12 protein-coding genes are annotated in these 18,467 nt (G+C 72.8%); 10 read left to right on the top strand and 2 right to left on the bottom strand.

The features are described 5' to 3' along the window. Positions 1-236: 236 nt before the first annotated feature. Both ABTX78_RS19940 and ABTX78_RS19935 read right to left on the bottom strand, forming a co-directional pair. Positions 237-5,387, bottom strand: a complete 5,151-nt coding sequence (locus tag ABTX78_RS19940) for a type I polyketide synthase (protein ID WP_352208095.1) — start codon at positions 5,385-5,387, stop codon at positions 237-239. 128 nt (positions 5,388-5,515) lie between these two features. Beyond that, entirely contained in the window at positions 5,516-6,826 is a 1,311-nt protein-coding gene (locus ABTX78_RS19935) for a phenylacetate--CoA ligase family protein (RefSeq protein WP_352208094.1), read from the bottom strand. Positions 6,827-7,102: 276 nt separating this feature from the next. On the opposite strand from ABTX78_RS19935, the gene ABTX78_RS19930 reads away from it, so the two are divergent. Genes ABTX78_RS19930 through ABTX78_RS19885 form a run of 10 tightly spaced genes read left to right on the top strand, consistent with a single transcriptional unit; the run spans position 7,103 to position 18,461 of the window. Further along, a complete protein-coding gene (locus ABTX78_RS19930) occupies positions 7,103-8,140 on the top strand; it encodes a ketoacyl-ACP synthase III family protein (RefSeq protein WP_352208093.1) in 1,038 nt (345 codons plus the stop codon). 11 nt (positions 8,141-8,151) lie between these two features. Then, entirely contained in the window at positions 8,152-9,771 is a 1,620-nt protein-coding gene (locus ABTX78_RS19925) for a (2,3-dihydroxybenzoyl)adenylate synthase (RefSeq protein WP_352208092.1), read from the top strand. Position 9,772: 1 nt separating this feature from the next. Next, a complete protein-coding gene (locus tag ABTX78_RS19920; RefSeq protein WP_327684495.1) occupies positions 9,773-10,051 on the top strand; it encodes a phosphopantetheine-binding protein in 279 nt (92 codons plus the stop codon). Continuing rightward, positions 10,048-11,532, top strand: coding sequence for an amidohydrolase family protein (locus ABTX78_RS19915; RefSeq protein ID WP_352208091.1), 1,485 nt, complete (start codon positions 10,048-10,050; stop codon positions 11,530-11,532). The genes ABTX78_RS19920 and ABTX78_RS19915 overlap by 4 nt, the downstream gene beginning before the upstream one ends. Then, on the top strand, positions 11,529-12,305 hold the full coding sequence (locus ABTX78_RS19910) for a 2,3-dihydro-2,3-dihydroxybenzoate dehydrogenase (protein ID WP_352208090.1): 777 nt from the start codon (positions 11,529-11,531) through the stop codon (positions 12,303-12,305). Before ABTX78_RS19915 ends, ABTX78_RS19910 begins: the two co-directional genes overlap by 4 nt. 55 nt (positions 12,306-12,360) lie before the next feature. Continuing rightward, positions 12,361-13,026, top strand: coding sequence for an isochorismatase family protein (locus tag ABTX78_RS19905; RefSeq protein ID WP_352208089.1), 666 nt, complete (start codon positions 12,361-12,363; stop codon positions 13,024-13,026). Continuing rightward, complete coding sequence (locus ABTX78_RS19900) at positions 13,023-14,909, top strand: anthranilate synthase family protein (RefSeq protein ID WP_352208088.1); 1,887 nt, start codon at positions 13,023-13,025, stop codon at positions 14,907-14,909. The genes ABTX78_RS19905 and ABTX78_RS19900 overlap by 4 nt, the downstream gene beginning before the upstream one ends. Continuing rightward, positions 14,906-16,309: a 3-deoxy-7-phosphoheptulonate synthase class II gene (locus ABTX78_RS19895; protein ID WP_352208087.1), complete on the top strand. Its 1,404-nt coding sequence runs from the start codon at positions 14,906-14,908 to the stop codon at positions 16,307-16,309. The genes ABTX78_RS19900 and ABTX78_RS19895 overlap by 4 nt, the downstream gene beginning before the upstream one ends. Then, on the top strand, positions 16,302-17,066 hold the full coding sequence (locus ABTX78_RS19890; RefSeq protein WP_352208086.1) for a 4'-phosphopantetheinyl transferase family protein: 765 nt from the start codon (positions 16,302-16,304) through the stop codon (positions 17,064-17,066). The genes ABTX78_RS19895 and ABTX78_RS19890 overlap by 8 nt, the downstream gene beginning before the upstream one ends. A 39-nt stretch (positions 17,067-17,105) precedes the next feature. Beyond that, positions 17,106-18,461, top strand: coding sequence for an acyltransferase domain-containing protein (locus ABTX78_RS19885; protein ID WP_352208085.1), 1,356 nt, complete (start codon positions 17,106-17,108; stop codon positions 18,459-18,461). Positions 18,462-18,467: the final 6 nt, after the last annotated feature.

Raw genomic sequence — 18,467 nt, 5'->3', positions numbered from 1 at the left:
CGTTCGACTGAGCCCCCGTGTGCCGCACGGCCTGCGGCCATGTCCTCAAACGCCGGACGGGCTGGATTGGTTGCCCCGCAGGACCCGGCGCAGGAGTGAGTGGCGCGCCGTCGTTCGACTGAGCCGCTTCAAACGCCGGACGGGCTGCGATGCCGTCCCGGCGCACGCGTCGGTGGCGGGCACGGCTGAGTGGCGGGACGGTCATCTCGACCGGCCCGCCACTCGGCGTCGGGCTGTTACGACGTCGGCTGGTGCGCTGTCGTCGAGGACTCCGTCAGGATGCCTGCCAGGAAGCCCGCTATCTCGCTCACCGTCGGGTAGTTCCACAGCAGCGTCGCCGGGAGTGCCACTCCCAGGTCCCGCTCCAGCGCCACCCGTACCGCCGCTGCCAGCAGGGAGTCGACGCCCGCCTCCGTCAGGGGGCGGTGGACGCCCACCGCCGCCGGCTGCATGCCGAGGACCGCCGCGACCCGTCGGCGTACGTCGTCGAGCAGGTACGCCGCCAGTTCGTCACCCGTGAGGCCCACCCAGTCCGGTACCTCCGTGGGCCGCGAGGCGTCGTCGCCCGCCAGTTCCGCCAGCAGGGCGGGGCGCGGGCCGGTGTGGCCGCGCAGCAGGCTGATGACGGTGACCAGCGCGCCCGGGGCGCCCGCCGCGGTCTGGTCGAAGGCGCGCAGCGCCTGGTCCGGGGCGATGTCGGCGGTGCCGCGCGCGGCCAGTTCGACATCGGTCGCGTCGGCCGAGGTCGCCATGCCCATCCCCCGCCAGCTGGTCCAGGCAATGCTGACCGACTCCCGGAAGCCGCCGGTCCGCCGGTGGGCGGCGAGGGCGTCGAGGTAGGCGTTGGCCGCGGCGTACGCGCCTTGGCCCGGCAGGCCGAGGAGCGGGCCCGCCGAGGAGAAGAGGACGAAGAAGTCCGTCGAACCCGGCGGGAACAGCTCGTGCAGGACGAGCGCGCCCTCTGCCTTGGGCCTCATGACCTCCCGCAGCGCGCTCGCCTCCAGGCGGTGCATCATCGCGCTGTGCACGGTGCCCGCGGCGTGGACGACGCCCCGGACCGGCGGGAGTTGGAGTGCGTCGAGCGCGGCCCGCGTCGCGTCCAGGTCGGTGATGTCCACGGCGACGGTGCTCACCGTGACCCCGGCGGACTCCAGCCTGCGCAGCGCGCCGACCCGGCGGTCGTCGTCGGACCACGCGGCGCGCGGCGGCACCGCGGTACGGCCGAGGAGGACGATGCGGCGGGCGCCGCGCTGGGCCAGGTGCTCCGCCAGTTCGAGGCCCAGCACACCGAGGCCGCCGGTGATCAGATACGTACCGTCGGCGCGGCAGCTGAACGGCTCGGCGTCCGGCACCGGCGTCGCGGGCACCAGGCGGGGCACGTGGACCGCGCCGCCCGCGACCGACAACACCGGTTCCGCGGGCCGCAGATGGAGCAGGTTGAGCAGCAGCGCGGCGCTGACCTCGTCCGGCGGGCCCGCCGGCAGATCGACGACACCGCCCCAGAACTCGGGGTGTTCACTGGCCGCCACCCGGCCCATGCCCCACAGCGGCGAGCCCGCCAGGTCGCCGATCGTCGCCGCGTCCCGTACGCCCGCGGTCAGGCACCACAGCAGCGGTTTACGGCCGGGCAGGGAGGCGATCTCGGCGACGATGCGGGCGAACTCGACCGCGATCTCCGCCGGTTCGGCGGCGGTCGGGGCGATCAGCACATGGTCGGCGTCGGTGACCGCGGTCGCGTCCACGCTCACCATGGCACCGTGCGCGGCGCACGCCGGGACGAGCGAGCGGGCGAGATCGGTCGGGCCGAGCACCAGAACCGTGTGGTCGGGCAGCGCGGTGTGCGCCTCGGTGTCGACCGGGAACTGCTGCCACTCCATCTCGAACCGGCCGCTGGTGCTCTGCTCCTCTCCGGAGAGGTCGCCGTCGAGCTCTCCGTAGTGCAGACCGCGCAGGGTGAGGACGGAGTCGCTCTCCTGGCCGTCGACGGTGCCGCGGATCTCCACGTGCACGGTCGTGGGCCGGGCGGGGTCGAGGCGCACGGTGATCGCGGCCCTGCGCGGCGGCGGACCGGAGCGGGTCACCTGGTCGATGTGCGCGGGCATGCGCAGCACGCCGGGGCCGGAGAAGATGACCGAAGCCATCGACAGGGCGGCGTCCAGGACGGCCGCCCAGCTGCGGTCGAGTTCGGCGCTCGCGACGGCGGTCAACGTGCCCTCGCCGCGTCGCAGTTCCTCGATCCGCCAGGGGTATCCCATGTCGGCGACGCCGAGTTCGGCGAGCCGCTCGATGACATGACCGGGGTCGAGCGCCTCGGGGGCGTCCGCGTCACCGGCCGGCGCCGCGGGCTCTCCCCCGCCGACGGTGGCCAGGGTGTGCGTGGACCACGCCGTGTCGGGCGCGCCGAGCTTGCGGGAGACCAGCCGCAGACCGGTGTCGTCGCGGACGATCTGCACCTCCCGGGTCTCCTGCTGCGGAACGACGACCGGCTGGCGCAGCCGCAGGTCGGTCAGGACGTCGGTGCGGCCGGCGGACAGGAAGGTGTTCACGAGGACGGCGGCCGGGACGATCTCGGTGCCGAGGACCGGGTGCCGCCGCGGATAGGGGCGGGTGCGCAGGTCGAGCGTGGTCTGCCAGATCCGCAGCCGCGAGGCGTGCACCGCGGTCTCGGTGCCCAGCAGGGTGTCGACGGGCGACTCGGTGAGTCCCCGGGCGTCGACCCAGTGACGCTCGTGCTGCCAGGCCGTCGTCGGCAGATCGGCACGGCGTCCGGCGGGCTGGAGGACCGACCAGTCGACCGGCACGTTCGCGCAGTGCAGACGGGCCAGCGAGGTGAGCAGGGTGGTGCGTTCGGTCTTGTTGCGGCGCAGGGTCGGTACGACCAGCGCGCCGGGCACGTTGGCGGTGGTCTCCGTGACCGAGTGGCTGACCACGGGATGTGCGGAGATCTCCAGGAAGGTCCGGTGCCCGTCCTCTACGGCGGCCTGTACGGCGTCGACGAACCGGACGGGGTTGCGCAGGTTCGCCGCCCAGTAGGTCGCGTCCTGCCGGCGGGTGGACCGCGGGTCGTCGAGCGCGGTGAGGTAGAGCGGCACGTCCGCGGTCCCGGCCTCGATGTCCGCGACCGCGACGGCGAGATCGGCGCTGATCTCGTCCATGTGCGAGCTGTGGAAGGCGACGTCGGAGTCGACCCGGCGGACGGTCCGGCCGAGCGCGGCCCACCGCTCGGCGGCCTCGTCGACGGCGGTGATGTCACCGGCGACGACGGTCGAGGTGGGAGAGGCGGCGATGGCGGCGCACAGTGTGTCGTCGGTGCCGATGGTCTCGCGCACCTCGTCGAACGGCCGGTCCACCATGATCATGGCGCCGTTGCCGGCCACCTTGCGCAGCAGCGCGGAACGGCGGCACACCAGCCGCGCGCCGTCGGACTCGGACAGCACACCGGCGACGACGGCCGCGGCGATCTCACCGACGGAGTGGCCGATGATCGCGCCGGGGACGACCCCGTAGCGCCGCCAGACCTCGGCGAGGCCGATCTGCATGGCGAAGAGCATGGACTGGATGATGTCGACGGAGCCGAGCTCCCCGCTGGTGAGCACCTCGCGCGGGGTGAGGCCGAGCTCCTCGGCGTAGATGGGGCCGAGGCGGTCGATGGCCGCGGCGAACACCGGCTCGTCGGCGAGCAGTTCACGGCCCATGCCCGACCACTGGGCACCGTGGCCGGAGAACACCCAGACCGGCGCGCGGGACGGGCCCGACGCGTCGCCGGTGACGACGGCCGGGTGCATCTCGCCCTCGGCCAACGCCCGCAGGCCGGCGGTGAGTTCGTCCTTGTCCGCGGTGACGACGACACCGCGTCCGGCGAGGTGGGCCCGGCGTAGGGCGAGGGTGTGCCCGATGTCGGCGAGGTCGTATGCCCCGAGGCCGTCGGCGAGCCGCGCGGCCTGCGCGGCGAGGCCGGGCTCGTTGGCGGAGGAGACGGGGTAGAGCGTGACGCCCGCGCTCGCGGGAGCCGCGCCTGTTCCCTCGGCCGCGCCCGGGGAAGCGTCCGCCGATGCGTCCGCCTCCTGAGTGGCCTCCACCGGGGCCTGCTCCAGGACGGCGTGGGCGATCGTGCCTCCGTAGCCGTAACTGGCCACGCCCGCCAGCCGCGGCCGGTTCACCGCCGGCCACGGTGTCGCCTCGGCGACCAGGCTCAGACCCGACTCGGCCCAGGGGATGTCCTTGCGCGGCCCGTCGACGGTCAGGGTCGGCGGGATGACGCCGTGCTGCATGGCGAGCGCGGTCTTGATGAGACCCGCGACGCCGGCCGCCGCCTCGCAGTGGCCGATGTTGGTCTTCACGGATCCGATCAGGCAGGGGCCCTGCCCGGGGGCCCGGTCGCCCACGACCTCGGCGAGCGCGGCGGCCTCGATCGGGTCGCCGACCTTGGTGCCGGTGCCGTGCGCCTCGACGTAGTCGACCTCTCCGGGCGCGACGCCGGCGGCCGCGTACGCCCTGCGCAGCAGATGCGCCTGAGCGGTCGGGCTGGGCGCCATGATCCCGTCGGTGCGGCCGTCCTGGTGCACGGCGCTGCCGCGGACGAGCGCGATGACGCGGTCGCCGTCGCGCTGGGCGTCGGCGAGGCGCTTGAGGACGACGATGCCGCAGCCCTCGCCGCGGCCGTAACCGTTCGCGGCCTCGTCGAACGCCTTGGAGCGGCCGTCCGGGGAGATGGCCCCGGCGATGTCGAGGACGGTCGTCAGGCCCGGGCCCGCCATCAGCATGACGCCTCCGGCGAGCGCCACGGGGATCTCCCCGCTGCGCAGGCCGGCGCACGCCTGGTGGAGTGCGACCAGCGAGGAGGAGCAGGCGGTGTCCACGGCCACGCTCGGGCCGCGCAGATCAAGGGTGTACGAGATCCGGTTGGGCACTCCGCACAGCGAGGAACCGATACCGGTCCACGCCTCGACGCCCGGCAGGTTCTCCAGGAGGCGGCGGCCGTAGTCGTCGGTGCCGACACCGACGAAGACACCGGTGTCGCTGCCCGCGAGGCTCGACGCGGGGATGCCGGCGTGCTCCAGCGCCTCCCAGGCCACCTCCAGCGCCATGCGCTGCTGCGGGTCGAGCTGGCGGGCCTCGGTGGCGGACATGCCGAAGAAGGCGGCGTCGAAGCCACTGATGTCGTCGACGAAGGCGCCGTTGGAGATCACCCGCGACAGGACGGCGGCGTTCTCCCGGGACTGGGCGCGCTGCGGCGCCCACCGGTCCTCGGGTATCGGTCCGGACGCGTCGCCCGCGTCCATCAGCAACTCCCAGAGCGCCTGCGGGGAGTCGACGCCACCGGGGAAGCGGCAGCCGATGCCGACGATGGCGATCCGGTCCTCGGGGCTCGGCGGCAGGGGGGACATGTCACTCACCATGGGTCACCGCTTACGGGTCGGGCGTCGTCCGCTGTGGACGACGGGGGGACGAGAGAGGGCCGGCCGGGGCCGGCGGGGTGCGGACGGGCCGTCGGATGCGCGCAGCGGAGGGCGGCTCATGCGTACATGACCGCCTTGTCCCAGTCCTCGCCCTCACCGAACAGATAGCGGGCCTTGAGGATGTCGCGCTGTGCGGTGAGCGCCTCGGAGGGAACCAGCGTGCCGAGCGGAAGGCCGGTGATGCGGTGCGGTACGCCGAGCTCGCGGTCGATGAGTCGGGTCAGTTCCTTTTCCGCCCGCTCACGGGTCGCGTCGGGAGCCTCGAACTCCAGCCGCAGCACGTCCGGGTGGGCCATGGCACGCCAGAACATCACGTCGTACTCGAAGGGCAGGCTGAACACCAGCTCCTCCAGGCGCTGTTGCGTGACGGTCGCGGCGCCGACGGTGTGGCCGGTGCCGGAACGGCCGAGCACCCGGACGGTCGGCAGCAGCCAGCCGCAGGTGCAGTCGGCGGTGGACACCTCGACGTCGTCGGCGAGGTTGTAGCGCAGCAGCGGCATGGCCTCGCGGTAGAGCGGGGTCACCACGAGCTGGCCGCGTCCGGAGCCGGAGAGTTCGCCGGTGGCCGGGTCCCACACCTCGAACACGGCGCGGTCGGCCCACAGGTGCAGGGAGCCGTCCGGGCACTGGCCGGCGATGGTGCCGGTCTCGGTGGAGCCGTACTCCTCGACCACGGGGATGCCGCCCCAGATCTCACTGATCCGGCGGCGGCGCACCTCGGTGAGGGGCTCGGCGGCGGTGAACATCGCCCGCAGGGCGGGGAAGTCCTTGTCGGGGCGGAGGCCCGCGGCCTTGGCGGCCGCCGCGAGCATCATGATCTCTGTGGGGTTGCACCAGGTCAGCGAGACGTCCAGGGCGCGCATCACCCGCACCATGCGCGGCAGCGGGGTGGCGAGCGAACGGGCGTCGCCCGGGACGATGGTGGCGCCGCGCAGCCGGCCGGCGGCCTGGGCGAGGTGTGCGGTGATGACCAGGCCGTAGGGGGTGCGGACGAGGAAGGTGTCCGAGGGGCGGATGCCGACCCACTTGCGTGCGTAGCGCTCGGCCAGGTCGGCCCAGTCGTCGTCCGTGTAGTAGGAGGCGGTCGGGTCACCGGCCGTGCCGCTGGACTCGTGGTAGGTGGCCAGCTTCTCGCGGTCCACGGCGAGCATCCCGAACGGGTACTGGTCGCGCAGGTCCTGCTTGGTGGTCAATTCGATGCCGGCGAAGTCCTCCGCACCGACCGGTGCGGTGCGGCCCCGGTAGCGGGCTGCGTAGAACGGCGAGCGCATCGCCTGGGCGAGCACCCTCGGCAGCTCCGCCCGCTGCAACTGCGCGAGTTCGGCTGGACTTGACCAGTCGCCCGGTTCCGGACGCGACCACGACATCGGATCTCCCTCGTCTGTGCCCAGGGGGCCGCGGGCTGTGGCACGCGGCGGCTACGCGCCCAGCACAGCACCGCGCCGCACGGAGGGGCCCGAGTAGTCGCTACTCAATTCGGCCACCGGCACCGGCCCGTGGAGCGTGTATCGCCGCTGCACAGGCCCGTGCGGGATAGACAGCGTCTAAGAGGAGGCGGATGAGTACCGCCTACTCATGAGGGCCGGGATCGCAGCTGTTGTGCTTGCCGCCAAGGCCACCCCACCCACGAAGGAGTCGGCGCGATGAGGACCGAGAACCTGTATCTCGCCGGGATCGGCAGTCATCTGCCGCCCCTGTACCCGGCCGAGCGCGCGGTCGCGGAAGGTCTGTACGACGAGGGGGCCCGGCAGGCGTCGGGCATGCGGTCCGCGGCCGTCAGCGAGTCGACACCCGCGCCCGACATGGCGATCGACGCGGCCCGCGCCGCGCTGGCCGGGTCCGGCCACGGCCCCGACGACATCGGCATCCTGCTGCACAGCTACACGCACCACCAGGGGCCGGACGGCTGGTCGGCCGTGCACTACATCCTGAACAACACCGTCGACCGCCCGGTGCCGGCCGTCGAGATCAAACAGGGCTGCCTCGGCATGCTCGCCTCGGTGGAGGTGGCGGCCAACCGGCTCGCGGCCAACCCGGCGCACGAGGCCGCCCTCATCACCACCGGTGACAACTACTCGACGCCGGGGGTGGAGCGCTGGCGCGCCTCCGGTCTCTTCGTGCTCGCCGACGCCGGCTCGGCCGTCGTCCTCTCGCGGCGCGGCGGCTTCGCCGAGATGCTCGCCCTCGGCTCGCTGTCCGACTCCTCCATGGAGATCCTGCACCGCGCCGGTGAGGAGCTCTTCCCGCCCGGTGTCACCCGCGGCCGCGGACTGAACTTCGCCGAGCGCGCGGAGAAGGTACGTGAGCAGTGGGCCGCCGGACAGGCCCCGCCCATCAAGAACTTCGGCGACCGCGTCGCCGAGATCGCCGAGCGCACGCTCAAGGAGGCGGGCCTCACCTTCGACCAGATCGCCCGGGTCTGCCACGTCGGCTTCGGCCGACCGGCCCTGGAGGCGATGTTCCTGCTGCCGCTGGACGTCCCCGAGGACAAGGACGTCTGGGACTACGTCAGCACCGTGGGCCACACCGGCGCCGCCGACCTGTTCCTCGGCCTCGAACACCTCTGGCGCTCCGGCCAGGTCGGGCCGGGCGACAACGTCCTGCTGATCGGCGCGAGCACCGGTATGGAGGCGGGCGCCGCCGTCGTCCGCATCACCGAATCCGCACCCGAAGCCGAGTAGGAGAGCCACCCATGCTTGCCGGATGCACTCCCTGGCCGTCCGATGTCGCTCAGCGCTACCGCGAGCAGGGCATCTGGCGCGGCGAGACCCTCGGCACGGTGCTGCGCGACGCCGCGCAGCAGTACGGCTCCGCCACCGCGCTGGTGCACGGCGGACGGCGGATCAGCTACGCCGAACTCGACCGCTGGGCCGACCGGCTGGCCGCCGGCTTCCTCGAGCACGGGGTGCGCACCGGCGACCGGATCGTGGTGCAGCTGCCCAACGTGCCGGAGTTCGTGGCGATCTCGTTCGCCCTGATGCGGATCGGCGCGAAGCTCGTCTTCTCGCTGCCCGCGCACCGCGCGACCGAGATCAGCCATCTCGTGGAACTGAGCGGCGCCACCGGCTACGTCCTGCCCGAGACCCACCGCGGGTTCGACCACCGTGAGCTCGCACGGCAGGTGAAGGCCGGCAGCGAGACCCTGCGCACGCTGTTCGTGCTCGGCGCGAAGACCGAGGGGTTCGTCTCGGTGTCCGAGCTCGAACTCGCCACCGCCGAAGCGGAGCCGCTGCCCGAGCCCGACGCGTCCGACGTGGCGTTCTTCCTGCTCTCCGGCGGTACCACGGCCCTGCCGAAGCTGATCCCGCGCACCCACGACGACTACGTGTACCAGGCCCGGCGCGCGGCGGAGGTGTGCGAACTGACGCCCACCGACACCTACCTGGCGGTGCTGCCGATCGAGTTCAACTTCGCCTACGGCTGCCCCGGTGTGATCGGCACCCTGATGTCCGGCGGCACCACGGTGCTCGCCGACACCCCCAACCCCCTGGACTGCTTCCCCCTGATCGAGCAGCACGCGGTCACCGTCACCTCGATGGTGCCCTCGATCATGCAGCTGTGGCTGGAGGCCGCCGAGTGGAGCGAGGACGACCTGAGCAGCCTGCGGCTGGTGCAGGTCGGCGGCGCCCGCATGCTGCGCGAGTTCACCGAACGCATCGCGCCCACCCTGGGCTGCTCGCTCCAGCAGGTGTTCGGCATGGCCGAGGGCCTGCTCACCTTCAACAGGCCCGACGATCCGGAGGAGTCGGTGCTGACGACCCAGGGCAGGCCGATCTCCGACGCGGACGAGCTGCTCATCGTGGACGAGAACGGTGACCCGCTGCCCGCCGGCGGTATCGGCGAGCTGATCACCCGCGGTCCGTACACGCTGCGCGGGTACTACGGGGTGCCCGACTACAACAGGCGCGCGTTCACCGAGGACGGCTTCTATCGCACGGGCGACCTCGCCCGGCTCACCGAGGACGGTGACCTGGTGATCGAGGGTCGGATCAAGGAAATGATCATCCGCGGCGGCGACAAGATCTCCGCCGGCGAGGTCGAGGACCATCTCCTGGCGCTCGACGGGGTGGCCGCCGCCGCGGTGATCGGCGTACCCGACGAGTTCCTCGGCGAGCGGATCTGCGCCTACGTCGTCGCGGACGGGCCGCAGACGACGCTCGCCGCGCTCAAGCAGGCGGTCCACGCGCGGGGCGTCGCGGACTACAAGCTGCCCGACGCCGTCCGGTACGTGACCGAGCTGCCGCTCACCCCCCTCGGCAAAGTCGACAAGAAGGCGCTGGCCGCAACAGCCGCGTCCGAGCAGGAAGGCTGACGTGGACAACACCGACACCCGCACCCCGACCGAGCAGGATCTGCGTGAGGTGGTCGCTCCGCTGCTCGGCATCGAGCCGGCGGCGATCGAACCGGACGCCAACCTGGTCGTCCTCGGACTGAGTTCGCTGGAGATCATGCGGCTCGTCAGCCGCTGGCGCAGGAACAAGGTCCCGGTCGAGTTCGACGCGCTCGTGGCCGCGCCCACGCTGAACGGCTGGCTCGCGCACTTCGCCGCCGGCGCCGTACCCGCCGCGGCCGAGCCCGAGGTGGCCTCATGAGCGCCCAGCTGATCACCGGCGGCACCGTCTACACGGCGGACGCCGAGGAGAGCGTGCACGCGAACGGCGCCGTCCTGATCGTGGACGGGACGATCGCCGCGGTGGGAGCGGCCGACGGGGTCGAGCGGGCCGTGGCCGCGCTCGACCCCGCGCGGAAGGCCGGGCTGAAGAGGCGCGACGTGCGCGGGATGATGGTGCTCCCCGGATTCGTCAACGCCCACTGGCACGAGATGTTCGCCATGCGCTTCCCGATGCGCGGCGCGCTGCGGCCGGTCTCCGACCGCGACGACGAGGTCGCGTTCATGGGCGGCGGCGGCGACATGCACCAGATATCCGCCACCTTCGACCGGTTCGACGGCCTCATCGAGCAGATGACGCCCGACGAGGCGCAGGCCATCGCCGAGTACTCGATGTGGACCCAGCTGCGCGGCGGTGTCACCACGCTCGGCGACATGGGTTCGCTCAACCGTCCGCGGTCGATGGTCGCCGCCGCCCAGCGCATCGGTATCCGCTTCTCCGCGAGCACCTGGGCGAGCGACGCGGTCTGCTCCCCCGACCAGGACCGCTTCGTGCGCACCCGGGACGCCGACGGCGTCCTGGCGGACGTGGAGACGCTGCTGCGGCTGGCGTCCGAGGACACCTCGGGCCGGCTGCGGTGCCGTCCGAGCGTCGCGTACGTCACCAACATGACCGACGAGCTGGCGCGCGGGATGGCCGAACTCGTCACCCGCCACGACACCGGTTTCGCGACCCACGTCGGGGCGCTGCGCAACGAGGTCGACCTGATGCGCAGGTACTACGGCGAGACCGGCGTGCGCCGGCTGGCCGAACTGGGCCTGGTCGACGAGCGGTTGATGGCGGGCCACTGCGCCTTCCTGGACGAGGACGAGCAGAAGCTGCTGCTCGCCGGCGGCGCCCACATCAGCCACTCCCCCGGCAAGTACGGCCCCTCCGGCGAGTCCTCACTCACCGAGACCGGTGTCGTCCCCGCGCTGCGCCGGCAGGGGCTGGACGTCTCCCTGTCGACGGACGGCTCCTCGATGCCGAGCGCCGGCATCGCCGAGACGATGCGTGCGGCCTGGCAGATGTACAACGAGATGAGCGCCGACCAGACCGAGGTGCTGCCCAGCGACGCGCTGGCGATGGGCACCCGGATCGCGGCCAAGGGGCTGCGCTGGGACGACGCCGTGGGCAGCCTGGAGACCGGCAAGCAGGCCGACCTGGTGCTCGTCCGCACCGACGACTGGCGTTACCTGCTGAACCCGCGGCCGCTCGAGAGCTTCCTGTGGCTGGCCGGTTCGGCCGATGTGGACACCGTGATCGTGGGCGGCCGGACACTGCTGTCCGGCGGCCGCGGTGTCGAGGTCGACGAGGCCGGTCTCCAGGAGCGCTACCTGGCCGCACTGGGTTCGTTCACCACCCGCGCCCTGCGGGTGCCGGACGAGGTGGTCGGGCGTGTGCTCGGGCGGTGGACCCGATGACGGGGTCGCTGTCCGGGGTGGCCGTGGTGACGGGCGCCGCCGGCGGGATCGGGGCCGAGGTCGTCCGCGCGCTGGTGGACGCCGAGCTGCCCGTCGCGCTGATCGACCGCGACGTACCGGCCCTGTGGGAGCTGGCGGCCGAACTCGACGCGGCCGGGGCCCGGGTGCTCGCGGTCGCGACGGACGTGACCGACAGCGCCGACGTGGACACCGCGGTCGCCAAGGTCGAGGTCGAGCTCGGGCCGATCGAGTACCTCGTCAACGCCGCCGGGGTACTGCGCAGCGGTCCGGCGGCCGAACTCAGCGACGAGGAGTGGGACACGACCTTCGCGGTCAACGCGGGCGGGGTCTTCCACACCAGCCGGGCGGTCGCCCGGGTGATGGTGCCCCGCCGGCGCGGGGCGATCGTGACGGTCGCCTCCAACGCGGCGGCGACGCCCCGGATGTCGATGTCCGCCTACGCGGCCTCCAAGGCGGCTTCCGCGATGTTCACCAAGTGCCTGGGCCTGGAGCTGGCCGGGCACGGCATCCGGTGCAACGTCGTCGCGCCCGGCTCGACCCGCACCCCGATGCTGACCGCCCTCCAGGGGGACGCCGCCGAGCGCGCGTCGGTCGACGGCGTGCCCGCCGCGTACCGCGTCGGCATCCCGCTCGGCCGGATCGCCGAACCCACCCACATCGCCGACGCGGTGCTGTTCCTGCTCTCCGAGCGGGCCGCCCACATCACCATGCACGACCTGACCGTAGACGGCGGCGCCGCGCTCGGTGCCTGAGCGGGCCCGCGAGCAGACCCCCGCGAGAATCCCCCGCGAGAAGAGGACACGACCAGTGGCGATTGCGCCGATCGACTCCTATCCCATGCCGCGGCCCGCCGAACTGCCCGCCAACACCGCGGCGTGGACCGTCGACCCCCGCCGGGCCGTGCTGCTGGTGCACGACATGCAGCACTACTTCCTCGCACCGTTCGCCGAGGGCGGGCTGCGGACCGAGCTGCTCAACGCCGTCGCCGCACTGCGCGAGAGCTGTGAGCGCGCCGGCGTCCCGGTCGTCTACTCGGCCCAGCCCGGCGGTATGACCCCCGAGGAGCGGGGTCTGCTGCAGGACTTCTGGGGGCCGGGCATGTCCGCCGAGCCCGCGGACCGGGGCATCCCGGACGCCATCGCCCCCGGCGAGCGGGACACCGTGCTCACCAAGTGGCGGGCCAGCGCGTTCCACGACAGCGGTCTGCTCGAACTCATGTCCGCGCAGAGCCGCGACCAGCTCGTCATCTGCGGCGTCTACGCCCACGTCGGCATCCTGCTCACCGCCTGCGACGCCTTCGCCCACAACATCCAGCCCTTCGTCGTGGCCGACGCGATCGCCGACTTCACGCCCGAGTTCCACCGGATGGCACTTCAGTACGCGGCGACCCGGTGCGCCATGACCGTGCCGGCCGCGGCGGTGCACGACGCGCTCGCGACGGCGTCCACCGTGTCCGTAGGAGACGCCTCATGACTTCTCTCGACGAACTGGCGGCGGGCGGGCGGGCGTTCGCCGTGCTGCACCGCCCCGAGAGCGATCGGCCCGACACGGTCGACCTGCTGCTCGGCGACTTCACCGAGGCCGGGTCGACGGCCGGCCTGCCGGTCGTCGACGACGGCGAGCCCGACCGCCACGAGACGCTCGTGCTGCTGCCCTACCGGGTGATCGGCGAACGCGGCTACGACCATCACGACGACGGCGAACCGCTGCTGGCGATGAACATCCGCGAGCAGTCACGGCTGCCCGTGGACGAGGTACTCGACCGGGTGCTGGCCTGGCCGATCGAACTCGCCACGGACGAGGGCACCTTCGACCTCGACGACGAGGCGTACGGAGACCTGGTGCGCCGGGTGCTCGCCGAGGAGATCGGCCACGGCTCCGGCGCCAACTTCGTCCTCAAGCGCACCTATCTCACCGAGATCCCGGACTGGTCGGTGCGCACCGCACTGGCGTTCTGGGGCCGGCTGCTGCGCGGCGAACCGGGCGCGTACTGGACCTTCCTCGTCCACACCGGCGAGCGGACCTTCATCGGCGCCAGTCCCGAGCGCCATGTGAGCCTCGATTGCGGGGTCGCCGTGATGAACCCGATCAGCGGGACCTACCGCTACCCCGAGGGCGGGGCGAGCACGGCCGGGCTGCTGGAGTTCCTCGCCGACAGCAAGGAGACCAACGAGCTCTACATGGTCCTCGACGAGGAACTGAAGATGATGAGCCGGGTCTGCGACGACGTGCGGGTGGTGGGGCCGCGGCTCAAGGAGATGGCCCATCTCGCCCACACCGAGTACCGCATCGTCGGCCGCAGCGACCGTGACGTCCGCGAGATCCTGCACGAGACGCTGCTCGCGCCCACCGTCACCGGCAGCCCCGTGCAGAGCGCCTGCCAGGTGATCGCCAAGATCGAGCCCGCGGGCCGCGGTTACTACGCGGGCGTCGCCGCCCTCATCGGCCGCGACGCGGCCGGTGCGCGGCGGATGGACTCCGCCATCATGATCCGCACGGCGGACGTCGACGCGCGGGGGCGGATGCGCATCGGCGTCGGCGCCACGCTCGTGCGCGACTCCGAGCCCGCGAAGGAGGCGGCGGAGACCGCGGCGAAGGCGGCCGGGCTGCTCGACGCGCTGCACCGGATCGCCCGGCGCAGACGTCCCGCCGGGCACAACGAGCACCCGCAGATCCGAGCGGCGCTCGCCGAGCGCAACGGGCCGCTGTCCGACTTCTGGCTCGCGCCCGCGGCTCCCCGCCCGGCCGACCGCGGGCGGCTGCTGATCCTCGACGCCGAGGACACCTTCACGGCCATGGGCGCCCTCCAGCTCCGCTCACTCGGATTCGACGTCACCGTCCGCCGGTTCGACGAACCGCACCGGCTGACCGGGTACGACCTCGTGGTGCTGGGCCCCGGGCCGGGTGACCCCCGCGAGGAGAACCACCGCAAGATCGCCTATCTGCGCGCGGTGACCGGCTCCCTGCTCAATCTGCGGGTGCCGTTCGTGTCGGTGTGCCTGAGCCACCAGGTCCTGTGCGGACTGCTCGGACTGCCGCTGCGCAAGCTGGACTTCCCCAACCAGGGCGTACGGCGGACGGTCGATCTGTTCGGCACCGAGGAGCAGGTCTACTACTACAACACCTTCGCCGCCCACACCGACAGCGATCTGCTGGAGAGCCCGCTGGTCGCGGACTACGTCGACGTCGCGCGCGACCCCGCCACCGGCGAGGTGCACGCCCTGCGCGGGCCCGGATTCACGTCGGTGCAGTTCCACCCCGAGTCCGTGATGACCCGTCACGGCTCGGCCATCCTGGACAACCTGGTCACCGGCGCGCTCGCTCCGGTGCCTCACAGAGTGGAGCTCACGGCGTGACCACTCCCCTGGTCGGCGTCCCTTCCGTGCAGGCCGCGGCCGGCTGGCGCTCCCTGCCGGCCCGCCAGCAGCCGCAATGGCCGGACGCGTCCGCACTCGACTCGGCCGTGGAGACCCTGGGCCGCAGTTTGCCCCTCGTCTTCCCGCGCGAATGCGACCTCCTCAAGCGCCGGCTCGCCGCCGTCGCCCGCGGCGAGGCGTTCCTCGTCCAGGGAGGCGACTGCGCCGAGTCCCTGGACGCGGCGGACGCCGCCTCCATCGGCCGTACCGTTGCCACACTGCGACAACTGGCCACGGTGCTCGGCCATGCCATGGCGCTCCCGGTGGTCACGGTCGGCCGCCTGGCGGGCCAGTACGCCAAGCCGCGCTCGGCCTCCACCGAGACGAGGGACGGGGTCGAACTGCCCGTCTACCGGGGCGACGCCGTGAACGGCTCCGCCTTCACCCCGGCGGCCCGCACCCCCGACCCGCAGCGCCTCGTCCGCATCTACAACGCCTCCGCCGCCACCCTCAATCTCGTCCGGGCGTTCGGCATGCGCGAGCGGATGGGCGCGGCCGAAGCAGGGGACGGACTGCGGGAGTTCGCGGCCGGATCACCTTCCCGCGAGCGGTACGAGGAACTCGTCGCCGGGATCGAACAGGCGGGCGGGCTCGTCGCGGCCGACGGCGTGCACACCCCCGGTGATCTGTTCACCTCGCACGAGGGCCTGCTTTTGGACTACGAGTCCGCCCTGACGAGGACGGACGTCGACACCGGCAAGCGGTACGCGGTCTCGGGCCATCTGCTGTGGATCGGCGAGCGCACCCGGCAGCTCGACGGCGCCCATGTCGCCTACTTCGCCGGCATCAGCAACCCGATCGCGGTGAAGATCGGTCCGGGCGTCGGCACCGACGAACTGCTGCAACTGATCGACAAGCTGGACCCCGAGCGCGATCCGGGCCGGCTCACCCTCATCGTGCGGATGGGCGCCGAGCGGATCCGTGACGTCCTGCCCGACCTCATCGCCAAGGTGACGGCCGAGGGCATCCCCGTCGGCTGGATGTCCGACCCCATGCACGGCAACACGATCGGCGCGCCGTGCGGGCGCAAGACCCGCCGGTTCGACGACGTGCTCGACGAGCTGTCCGGGTTCTTCCAGGTGACGCGCGGCCTCGGTGTGCACCCCGGCGGCGTCCACCTGGAGCTGACCGGCGACGACGTGACCGAATGCGTCGGCGGCGCCCCGGGCCTCACCTTCGACGATCTGCCCGACCGCTACCAGTCGCTCTGCGACCCCCGGCTCAACCGGGAGCAGGCGCTCGACCTCGCCTTCCGGCTCGCCGACACCCTGACCGCCCGCCCGGCCGGCGGGCGGACACCGGCCGGCGGACGCCCAGGAGAGGGGCTGCGGCATGGCTGACACGATCACCGTCGCCGAACGGACCCCCCGCACGGGGACCGCCCCCGGCACCGGGGCCGCCTATCTGTGGCTGCTGCCCGAACACGCCGTCACCCCGTTCGCCGCCGGCCTCGGCGGCGACCGGCTCCTCACCGAGGAGGAACGGGCCCGCGGGGCACGGCTGGTGACCCCCGCCGCCCGGCAGCGGTTCCTGGGCCGTCGGCTGCTGTGCCGATACGCGCTCAGCGACCGCACCGGCCGTCCGCTCGACAGCTGGCGGTTCACGACCGGACGGTACGGGCGCCCCGAGCCCGAACCCGACACCGACGGTGTTCGGTTCAGCCTCTCCCACACCGAAGGCCTGATCGTCTGCGCCGTCACACACGGCCGGGCGTGCGGCGTCGATGTGGAGGGGACGGCGGCCTCAGCCGAGTCGGCGCACTACATCAGCAGGTTCTTCGCCGCCGACGAACTCCTGGAGCTCGCGGCGCTCGACCCCGCCGACCTGGTCGCCCGGGTCGGCGACCTCTGGGTCCTCAAGGAGGCCTACCTCAAGGCGCAGGGCACCGGACTGCACCGGAGCCTCGCGGGATGCTCCTTCGCCTCGCGCGGACCGGCCACCGGGCGCCGGATCACCGTGCACGACACCGAACGGCCGGGACCGTCCGCCGACTGGTCCTTCGAACTCCTCCGCCCGACCTCCCGGCACCTGCTCGCCCTCGCGATCGAGGGCGCGCAGCCCGGGGCGCTTCACCAGACCTGGCTGACCAGCACCTGAGGGCCGCTCCCGGCCCGAGAAACGACGATGGGAAGACCGATGAACCGAGAACTGGACATGACTGTCGCCCTCTTCCCCGGGCAGGGCGCGTACCGCCCAGGCACCCTCAAGGGACTCTGGGAGCGCGGCGACGACGCCGTACGCTCCACCTTTGAAGAGGTCGACGCCGTCGCCAAGGACCGGCTCGGCCGCGCGGTGTCACCGACGGTCTTCCAGCCCGATCCGCCCAGCCCCGCCACCCTGCTGGAGACCGCCCCGGACACCCTCCAGCTGGCCGTCTTCACCGCCTCCGTCGCCACCCACCGGCTCCTCGCCGAGCGCGGCGCCCGCGCGTCGGTCCACCTCGGCCACAGCCTCGGCGAGATCGCGGCGCTGACCTGCGCGGGCGCCTGGGACCTGGCGGACGCCGCCGCCGTGCTGTGTGAGCGGATCTCGGTCGTACGCGAACACGATCGCAGCGAGGGCAAGATGCTCGCCCTCGGCTGCGGACGGGGGCGCGCCGAGCAGGTGGTGGCGCTGATCGGCCACCCGGATCTCGTCCTCGCGGTCGACAACAGCGCGAACCAGACCGTCCTCTCCGGACCCGCCGATCTGATCGACACGGCCGCGGTGATCGCCGGCCGGATCGGCATCACGGCGACGCAGCTGCGCTCGCCGCACCCGTTCCACAACCCGCTGCTGGGCCAGGCGCGCCGCCGGCTGACCGAGCGGATCGCCTCCTTCACCAGCCGTCCGCTCGAGGTCCCGGTGTACTCGCCGATTCTGGGCCGGTTCTACCGCGACGGGGACGATCTGGCCGAGCTGCTGGCCCTGCACCTGGTGACTCCGGTCGAGTTCGGCACGTCGGTCTCGGCCCTGCACGCGGCCGGAGCCCGGGTGTTCGTCGAGACGGGTGCGGGCCGAGTGCTGACGGCCCTGGTCGAGCAGGCCCTGCCGGGCGCGCACGTGGTGGCGCCGCTGGCCGGACGCGACGACGACGAGGGACTCGCCCGGGCGGCCGGCGCGCTGCGCCCGGCGCTGAGCGGAGCCCGGCCGGTGGCCCCGCCGGCCGCCGACACCGCCGAGCCGGAGACCGCACCGACCGCACCGACCGCACCGACCGCACAGGTGACCGTCGACCGCGCCGAACTGGCGGGCCAGGTGCGGGCGTTGTACGCCGAGGCCATGGAGTACCCCGAGGAGGTCTTCACGGACGACGTGCTGCTGGAGGCGGACCTCGGTGTCGACTCGGTCAAGCAGACCGAACTGCTCAGCAGGCTCGGTGACCGCTTCGGACTGGGCGTGCCGCCCGCCGGTCTGCGGGTCGCCGACTACGACACGTTCGGCAAGGTGGTCGACTTCGTGGCCGCCGGTGCCGCGGACGGCGCCTTCGCGGGAAGCGCGGCGGTCCGGTGAATGACC

Source organism: Streptomyces sp. NPDC096193 (assembly GCF_040302905.1).
Taxonomy (GTDB): Bacteria; Actinomycetota; Actinomycetes; order Streptomycetales; family Streptomycetaceae; genus Streptomyces.
Note: the sequence above shows the minus strand (reverse complement) of the source record. Positions and strands in the feature narration are given on the sequence as shown.